The organism is Streptomyces cahuitamycinicus (assembly GCF_002891435.1).
GTDB lineage: Bacteria > Actinomycetota > Actinomycetes > Streptomycetales > Streptomycetaceae > Streptomyces > Streptomyces cahuitamycinicus.
Genome location: NZ_POUC01000329.1, coordinates 1 through 9,281, shown reverse-complemented (window position 1 = coordinate 9,281; position 9,281 = coordinate 1). Strand labels below are relative to the sequence as shown.

The 9,281-nt window shown below is 73.9% G+C and carries 5 protein-coding genes; 1 reads left to right on the top strand and 4 read right to left on the bottom strand.

What is annotated here, in order from left to right:
* A partial coding sequence (locus C1J00_RS47195) for a twin-arginine translocation signal domain-containing protein (protein WP_146046290.1) occupies positions 1-126 on the bottom strand: 126 nt, incomplete at its 3' end.
* Positions 127-448: 322 nt separating this feature from the next.
* Here C1J00_RS47195 and C1J00_RS31675 point away from each other — a divergent pair.
* Positions 449-3,286: a glycoside hydrolase family 3 protein gene (locus C1J00_RS31675; protein ID WP_102912425.1), complete on the top strand. Its 2,838-nt coding sequence runs from the start codon at positions 449-451 to the stop codon at positions 3,284-3,286.
* Positions 3,287-3,409: 123 nt separating this feature from the next.
* Here C1J00_RS31675 and C1J00_RS31670 read toward each other — a convergent pair whose 3' ends face one another.
* From C1J00_RS31670 to C1J00_RS31660, 3 genes are all read right to left on the bottom strand, one after another.
* Entirely contained in the window at positions 3,410-4,855 is a 1,446-nt protein-coding gene (locus tag C1J00_RS31670; RefSeq protein WP_102912424.1) for an aldehyde dehydrogenase family protein, read from the bottom strand.
* 122 nt (positions 4,856-4,977) lie between these two features.
* Entirely contained in the window at positions 4,978-6,651 is a 1,674-nt protein-coding gene (locus C1J00_RS31665; RefSeq protein ID WP_102912423.1) for a PucR family transcriptional regulator, read from the bottom strand.
* A 302-nt stretch (positions 6,652-6,953) separates the two neighbouring features.
* Positions 6,954-9,083: an ATP-binding protein gene (locus C1J00_RS31660; protein WP_102912422.1), complete on the bottom strand. Its 2,130-nt coding sequence runs from the start codon at positions 9,081-9,083 to the stop codon at positions 6,954-6,956.
* Between the last annotated feature and the right edge of the window lie 198 nt (positions 9,084-9,281).

The following is a 9,281-nucleotide window of genomic DNA, read 5'->3' as shown; positions in this document are numbered from 1 at the left end:
GCCCGACCCGCCGCAGGCGGAGAGCAGCGGCATTCCCCCCGCCACCGCTGCGGTGGCGACCGCCGTGGAGGCGAGGAAGCTTCTCCGGCTCGGTCCGGAGGAGGCGGAGGCGGCGTTCGGCGTCATTGCGTCAACCCTTCATGGCGCACCAGGACACCCGGCGGAGGGCCGTCGGCTGCGGTGTCTCGAGTGGAACTGGCTGAGCAGAAGCGAGACTTCGACCAGAGGGGCTTCCGTAGTCGAAGCGCTTCGATGTTGCTGTGAGGTTAAGTGAACACCCCAGGGTGCACAAGGGTCGTCTCCAAACTTCCTCGCAGGTGCGGGAGGGGACCGCTCCTCATGCACGGCTTGAAGTGACGGCGCCGACTCTTGACACCTGGCCCGTCGTCGACTCAGCATCGAAGCGCTTCGAAAGCGCCTCGCCGATCCATCGCAGGGGGATCCTCACGTGACCGCACATCCGCCGCCCACCGAACCGTTCCGCGATCCGCAGCTGCCGTTCGCGAAGCGCGTCGACGATCTGCTGGGACGGCTCACCCTCGACGAGAAGACGTCCTTCCTGCACCAGTTCGCCCCCGCCGTCGAGCGGCTCGGTGTCGCCGCCTTCCGCACCGGCCAGGAGGCCCTGCACGGTGTGGCGTGGATGGGCCCGGCGACGGTGTTCCCGCAGGCGGTCGGTCTCGGCGCCACCTGGAACCCGGAGCTGGTGCGGCGCGTCGGCGACGCGGTGTCCAGGGAGGTCCGCGCGATGCGCGCCAAGGACGACCGGGTCGGCCTCAACGTCTGGTCCCCGACGGTCAACCTGCTGCGCCACCCTCTGTGGGGCCGCAACGAGGAGGGCTACTCGGAGGACCCGAAGCTCACCTCGGCGATCGCCACCGCCTACACCCGCGGCCTGCGCGGCGACCACCCCACCTACTGGCGCACCGCGCCCGTGCTGAAGCACTGGCTGGCCCACAACAACGAGACGGACCGCTCCACGACGTCGAGCTCGGTGCGCCCGCGCGTGCTGCACGAGTACGACCTGCGGGCCTTCCGCGAGACCGTCGAGGCGGGCGCGGTGGCCGGGGTGATGCCGGCGTACAACCTGGTCAACGGACGCCCCAACCACGTGTCGCCGTACCTGCGCGAGCACTTGCGCGCCTGGACGGACGAGGAGCTGCTGGTCTGTTCGGACGCGGGAGCGCCGAGCAACCTCGTCGACTCGGAGCACTACTTCGACACCCACGAGGAGGCCACCGCCGCCTCCCTCGTCGCGGGTGTCGACAGCTTCACCGACCACGGCACGGACTCCTCGACGATGATCGGTCGGCTGCGCGGCGCCCTGGAGCGCGGTCTGCTGACCGAGGCCGATGTCGACACGGCCGTCCGCCGCCAGCTCTCGGTCCGTTTCCGGCTCGGCGAGTTCGACCCGGAGTACGACCCGCACGACGCCACCAGCGAGTTCGACACCCCGGCGCACCGCGCCCTCGCCCAGGAGGCCGCCGAGCAGGCGATCGTGCTGCTCAAGAACGACGGGGTGCTGCCGCTGGCCCCGGACACCCGCGTCGCGGTGGTCGGCCTGCTCGCCGACGAGTGCAAGCTCGACTGGTACAGCGGCACGCTCATCCACCGCTCGACCCCGCTGGAGGGCCTGTACGAGCGGTTCGGCGCGGAGCGGGTGGAGTTCGCGGAGGGCGTGGACCGGGTCCGGCTGAAGACCTCCGCGGGTGCGTTCCTGCACGTGCCGGTGGCCGAGGAGGCCGCGGCCGGGGTACGCGGGGCCGAGGGCGCGCTCGACCCGGCACTGCTCACGGGCCGCACCGACCTGCCCCCGCTCACCACCGACGCGTCCGGCACCGAGCTGGCGCTGGTCGACTGGGGCGGGGACGTGCTGACCCTGCGCGCCCCCGACGGCCGCTACCTCTCGGTCGCCGACGACGGCTTCCTCCGCGCCTCCGCCGACCAGCCGGGCGGCTGGCTCGTGCAGGAGACGTTCCGCCTGGAACCGCACGGGAACGGGCACCTCCTCAAGCATCTGGGGACGGGTCGCCACGTGTGTGTCTCCGCCGACGGCGTGAAGGTTGCCGACGAAGACCCCGAGGTCTTCGAGCTGGTCGTCGCCGAGCGCGGCGAGGAGGCGGTGGCGCGTGCCGCAGCGGCGGCCGACGTGGTCGTGGTGGTCGCGGGCAACGACCCGTACATCAACGGGCGCGAGACCGAGGACCGTACGACCCTGCGCCTGCCGGAACACCAGGAACGGCTGCTGCGCGCGGCCCGCGCGGCGAACCCGGCCACCGTGCTGGCGCTGGTCTCCGCCTACCCGTACGTCGTAGACCCCGCCGAGCTGCCGGCGGTGCTGTGGACCGCGCACGGCGGCCAGGCGGCCGGCACCGCCCTGGCCCGCGTCCTCGCCGGCGACGTCTCCCCCGCCGGCCGCCTCCCGCAGACCTGGTACGCCGACGACGCCGACCTGCCCGGCCTGCTCGACTACGACGTCATCGGCTCCCGCCAGACCTACCTGTACTTCGAGGGGACGCCCCTGTTCCCCTTCGGGCACGGCCTGGCGTACGCCCCGTTCGCGTACGGCGACCTGACGGCCCGGGCCGAAGAGGAGACCGTGCACGTCTCCTTCTCCGTCACCAACACCGGAGACGTCACGGCCGACGAGGTGGCCCAGCTCTACACCCGAGCGGTCGACGCGTCCGTACCTCGTCCGCGCCGCGAGCTGCTGGACCACCGCCGCGTCACCCTCGCCCCGGGGGCGACGGCCGAACTGGGCTTCGAGGTCCCGCTGAGCGACTTCGGGTTCTTCGACGTCGCCCAGGACCGGTGGCGCGTGGAGCCGGGCGCGTACGAGCTGCTGGCCGGGGCGTCCAGTGAGGACGTCCGGCTGCGGCAGGTGATCACGCTGGACGGCGAGCCGGCCCTGCCGCGCGCGGTCCTCGCGCACGGCCTTCCCGCGGCCGGGTTCGACGAGCAGGACGGCATCGAGATCGTCGACCGGACGAAGGTGTCGGGCGACGCGGTGACACCGGCCGGCCCGGCGGCGGGCGAACTGGTCTACCGTTCCTGCGACTTCGGGCGGGGCGTTACCGGGGTGACGGTGGAGGTGGCCGGCGAGGGCACGGTCGAACTGTCCCTCGACGGCGGCCCGGTCCTCGCGGTGCTGTCGCCCGCCGCACCGACCCCGAGTCCGTACGACTACGTCCCACTGGGCGCGTCCGTCGTCGCCGCCGGCGTCCACGACGTGCACCTCAGGCTGCGCGGCCCGCTGCGGCTCGCGCACGTCGGCTTCTCCGGTTGAGGGTCCGGAGCAGGCCGGCACAGAGAAGGGGCCCGGCACCGGAAGGCATCGGTGCCGGGCCCCTTCGCAGAGGCTACATGGTAATGGTTTCCATGAGCTAGGGGTTGAGCTGCCCGGTCGGGGCTAGAGGTCGATGCCGGTGAGGACCAGCACACGCTCGTACGTGTAGTCCTCCATGGCGAACCGCACGCCCTCGCGGCCCACGCCGGACTGCTTGACGCCGCCGTAGGGCATCTGGTCGGCGCGGTAGGACGGCACGTCGCCGATGACGACACCGCCGACCTCCAGGGCCCGGTGGGCACGGAAGGCGGTCCGCAGGTCGTGGGTGAACACGCCCGCCTGGAGGCCGTACTTGGAGTCGTTGACGGCGTCGAAGGCCGCGGCCTCGCCGTCCGCCTTCTGGACGGTGAGGACCGGTCCGAAGACCTCCTCGCAGGAGATCGTGACGTCCGCCGGCACGTCGGCCAGGACGGTCGGCGCGTACGAGGCGCCGTCCCGCTTGCCGCCGGTGAGCAGCGCGGCACCGGCGTCGACCGCCTCCTGGACCCACGTCTCGACGCGCTTGGCGGCGTCCTCGCTGACCAGCGGGCCGACGTCGGTGGCGTCGTCGCCCGGGTCGCCGGTGACCTGGGCCTCGACGGCGGCGACTATGCGCGGCAGCAGCCGGTCGTACACCGAGGCGTCGGCGATGACCCGCTGCACGGAGATGCAGGACTGGCCGCCCTGGTAGTTGGAGAAGGTGGCGATGCGGTTCGCCGCCCGGTCCAGGTCCTCGTCGCTCGCCCAGTCGGCGAGGACGACGGCCGCGCCGTTGCCGCCCAGCTCCAGGGTGCAGTGCTTGCGCGGCACCGAGTCCATGATCGCGTAGCCGACCTTCTCGGAACCGGTGAAGGAGATCACGGGCAGCCGCTCGTCCCGCACGAGGACGGGCATCTTGTCGTTGGCGACCGGCAGGATGCTCCAGGAACCCGCGGGCAGCTCGGTCTCGGCCAGCAGCTCGCCGATGACCAGGCCGGACAGCGGGGTCGCCGGGGCCGGCTTGAGGATGATCGGGGCGCCGGCGGCGATGGCCGGGGCGATCTTGTGGGCGCAGAGGTTGAGCGGGAAGTTGAAGGGCGCGATACCGAGCACGACGCCCTTGGGGAAGCGGCGGGTGAGGGCGAGCCGGCCCTGGCCGCCGAGGTCGGTGTCGAGCCGCTGTGCCTCGCCGCCGTTGAACCGCCGGGCCTCCTCGGCCGCGAAGCGGAAGACGGACACGGCCCGGCCGACCTCGCCGCGCGCCCACTTCAGGGGCTTGCCGTTCTCGGCGGAGATCAGCCGCGCGATCTCCTCGGTGCGCTCGGCGAGGCGCTTGCCGACGTGGTCGAGCGCGGCGGCCCGGACGTGGGCGGGGGTGGCGGCGAACTCGTCCAAAGCGGCGTGCGCGGCGGCCACGGCCTCCTCGACCTGCGCGTCCGTCGGCACGCTCACCTTGCCGACGAGCCGCCCGTCCCAGGGGGAGGTGACGTCGAAGGTGTCCTCGCCGGTGGCCTGGCGGCCGGCGAGCCAGAAGGCGTGGGTGGAGGTCATGTGGGTTCCGGCCCTTCGGCGTTGGGGGTGGTTCCGTGCTACGGGACCAACGGTAGGGGCGAGGTGGCCGAACGGCGTTTGTCCGAGCCGTAGCAGTGCGGGACGTGGACACTACGGTTTGGCTACTCGCTGGTGGTCGCCTTCAGGGCCAGCCACAGCTCCATCCGGACGTCCGGGTCCTCCAGGGACCGGCCGAGGATCTCCTCGACCCGGCGCATGCGGTAGCGCAGGGTGTGCCGGTGGACGCCGAGTTCGGCCGCCGCCGCGTCCCACTGGCCGTGCTTGGACAGCCAGGCGCGCAGGGAAGCGACGAGGTCGCCGCGGCCCGTGGCGTCGTGCTCGTACAGCGGCCGCAGCATGCCGTCGGCGAAGGCCCGTACCGCGTCGTCCGCCAGCAGCGGCAGCACCGATCCGGCCGCCATCTGCTCATGCTCCACGAGGACGCGCCCGCGCCGCCGCGCCACCGACAGCGCCTGCTGGGACTGCTTGTACGCGGCGGACGCGGCGATGGGCCCGGCCGGTGCCGACAGGCCCACGACCAGTTCGTCCTCCTCGCCGCCCGGCACCTTCTCGCGTATCCCCGCCCGGGCCGTCTCCAGGGCGGCCGCGTACTCCCCGCAGGCCGCCGCAGCGGCGCCGCCGTCCACGGCCAGCACCACCAGCCGCTCCCCCTCCGGCACCACCAGCACGGCCTCGCCGGCCCGGGCCGCCGCGGACTCCACGACGTCGGCGAGGGCCGCGAGGGGGTCGCCGCCGGGGTCGGCCGCGGCGAGCGCGGCGGCGGAGTGCCGCTCGGCGGGCGCGGCGCCCTTGCGTGCCTCGGCGCGGGCCAGCGCGGCCGAAGCCGACACCGGCACCCGCTCCGCGACCATCATCCGGAACGGCGCGTCCAGCAGCTCGCCGTACAGGTCACCGGCGACCGCGCGGGCGTGGTCCGGCTCCCCGGCCAGCAGCATGCGCAGCACCGCCGCGCCGACCCGCTGCTCGGCCGCCTGGAGGGACCGGGAGCGTTCCGTGGTGAGGGTCAGCAGCGCGATGGCCGAGTGGACGGCGTAGCGCTCGGCGGTGCCGGGGGCGGCGGCCGTGCCGACGGCGAGGGCCGCCCGGGGGCGGCGGCCGGTGCCGAGGGTGTGCAGCTCGACCCGGTCCTCGTTGTCCGGCCCGCCGGCCACGGAGGAGGCGGGTGCGGGGCGGTCCCGCAGCTTCTGCACGTCACCGGTGAGCCGTGCGGCACGCCGCCCCGCCCACTCCGGTGCCGTGGCGACGACCGCGCCCGAGGCGTCGTAGAGCGCCGCCCAGCCGTCGACCTGCGCGGCCAGCGCGGCCAGCAGCCCCTCCGGCCCGCCGGTCTGGGCCTGCCGGGTCAGCTCGCGCTGGGCCGCGAACCCGGCGGTGACGGCCCGGTACTGGTCGGCGGCGATCGCGGCGGACACGGCCTTGCTGATGGCGAGGAACGGGGTGCGGCGCGGCACCTCCAGCAGCGGCAGGCCCTCCTTCTCGGCCGCGTCGACGAGCGCCTCGGGAATCTCCTCGTAGTGGACGCCGACGGCGAAGCCGAGCCCGGCCACTCCGGCCCCGGCCAGCCGGCGCACGTAGCGGCGCATGGCCTCCGGATCCTCGGCGTCCAGCTTGAGCGCGGTGATCAGCAGCAGTTCCCCGCCCTCCATGTAGGGGACGGGGTCGGCGAGCTCGCTGGGGTGCGCCCAACGGACCGGCACGTCGAGGCGGTCTTCGCCCGCCCGCACGGTCAGCTTCAGCGCGGAGTGGTGGACGAGCGAGGCGAGCGTCGGGGGCATGAGGCCTTCTGCGTCAGGGCTGTGTGATCACTGTGTCTTTTGGCCGCCGCGTATGAACGACCTGTGACGATTCTGCCTCACCGTACGGTCCCTTCGCGCCCGCACGGGTGGGAAGGCAGGCAGGCCCACGGTCCCACGCATGCACGGAGGCCAAGGTCTCCCTCATGCACGGGTGGGAAAGCCGGCCCACGGCCCCGCCCGCCCGCACAGGTGTGAACGCCGACCCACGGCTCCCGCCTCCCACACCGGCGGGAAGGCGGCGGGGGCACGGTCCCCGCCACCCGCACCGGCTGGAGGCGGGCTCAGCCCCGCAGATCCACCAGCAGCGGCGGCGCGTGTTCGCCCTTGACGTCGGTCAGCGACAGCACCGCGTGCCCGGCCGGTACGCCGTGCGCCAGCTCGGAGGCGGACCAGCGCTCCCGCTCGACCTGCCGCACCGTCACCGCCCGCGCGGTCGGGGCCTTGCCGGTGATCACCCGGCGCAGCATGTGCACGGCCTTGCCCGCCGGGGTCTCCGCGATGATCTGCCGGTCGGTGACGTCGCGGGCCTCGGTCCACTCCTTGCCCCACACCTCGGCGAAGTCCTGCCCGTCCCACGGTGTGAGGCCCGACAGCGCCATCCGGCAGCCGGTCGCCCCGAGCAGCGGCCCGCGCAGCGGCCGGGCCACGTCGTCCAGGCTCCGCAGGGTGAGGACGACCCCGGCGTTGCCGGACCGCAGCCGCTGGATGCCGCGCACGGCCTCGGGTGTCACGACCCCGGTCGCGTCGTCCAGCAGCAGACAGGCGAACAGCGACCGGTCCTCGCGTACGGCGACACTCGCCGTGAACTGCGCGAGCATGAGCCGGGCCAGCATCTTGGAAGCGTCGGCGTGTCCGCGCTGGGGCAGGTCGATGCGCACCCGCACCGGATGGTCGAGGGTTTTGAGCGTGAAGGGCCGGGACTGCCCGGAGGTGTCGAAGAACCCGGCGAAGGCGGGCCGGTCGAGCAGCGCGACGCGATCACCCAGCACCCCGCCGACGTCCCCGGGCTGCCCCATCTGCCGCTCCCGGGCGTCGAGCTCCCGCAGCAGGGACTCCTGCCCCGCCTCCTGGAGGCCCTGGCGCAGTGCGGCGAACGGCCCCGGCGCCCCGTCGAGCAGCTGCCGCAGCTCCGGTACGGAGGGGAAACGCCCGTGCACGGCCCGGAACGGCCCGAGCAGCTGGGCGAGAACGGTGGTGGACCGGCGGCTGTCGCTGCCGGGGTGCGGATCGGCGAGGTCCCCGACAAGCGCCTCGGCGAGCACCGCCGCGGCCTCGTCCGGGTCGGTGCTGCCCCCGTACAGATCGAGGTCGTACTCGGAGTCCTGGTTCCCGATCCGCACGACCACGTCGTAGGCGTCGGCCGGTCCGAGCCCGGCACCGGCCGCCCCGACGACGACCACGGCGGCGCGCCCGGCGAGTGCGTGCAGACAGAGCGACTCGGCGAGGGGACGGACCACGGTCCCGGTCTTGCCCGAGCCGGCGGGGCCGACGGCCACGAGCGAGGTGCCGAGCAGGTCGGGCCCGAGGCCCAGCCCGGTGCCGCGGTAGGCGTACGGGTTGCGGGCGTCGTCGACGGTGGTGCCGAGCCGCACCTGTCCGGTGACGAGGTCGTGCCGGGCGAGCCGGGCGGGCAGGTCGCGTTCTCCGGACGGGTGCAGGCACGCGGCGGCACCGTCCTTGAGCACGGCGCCGCTGAACGTGGCGAGGCTGTGCCGTCCGGTGCGCACGCCCTGCCAGGCGCGCATGATCCGGGCGTGGTCCACGTCCCGCATCAGCCCGGTGCGGGCCTCGGCCGCGAGGCGCTCGGCGGCGTCGGCGGCCCCGGCGGCGCGCAGCTCGTTCCACTGCGCCGGATCGTCCTCGGGGGTCGTCCGGGGCTCCTGCGCCTGCGGCCGCCGGAAGCGGGGGGTGACGAAGCGGCGCCACACCTCGCCCCAGCGGCCGAGCCGGGCCGCCCCGACCATGATTCCGAGGGCGACGAGCAGCTCGTACCCCTGGTAGACGATGAACGTCCCGGTCTCCCCGAGATCGCTGTCGCCGCCCCGCCACGCGTCGGGAACGATCAGGTCGAACGGCACCCACCACCAGGTGCCGAGGTACCCGTTCTGCAGCAGCGACCAGATCAGCCATCCCACGAGGAAGGCGATCAGCGCCCCGCTCAGCAGCTGCCGGGCAGGAATCTCCTCCGGTTCCTCCGCGGGCCGCGGCCGGTGCCCGAACCTCCACACGCCCGGCGCGGCGTCGGGGCGCGGCGCGCGCAGCCAGGTGAGGAACGCCGACCCGTCCGGCAGCGGCGGCGCCGGTGCCCGGGGCGGCCGGGGAGGCATCGCGGGTACCTCCGCAGGCCCCGCCGGGCGCGGCACGGGACTCGCATGCGTACCCCTCGCGTCCTGGGTCCCGTCGCTGTCCATCGCCTTTGCCCCCTGACCAGCCGCTCCGTCCACCATCAGCGAGCCAATCTAACGCCCTCTGTCGGGGAGTTCACCGCTTACACGGCCGGGTCGTGGGCACCGGTCCACGAGACTGCCATGTCCACCCCGGACAAGGCGCCCCGCCGACAACGCCCACATCTGTCCCTTATACACATCTGACGCTGCCGACGAACCCTA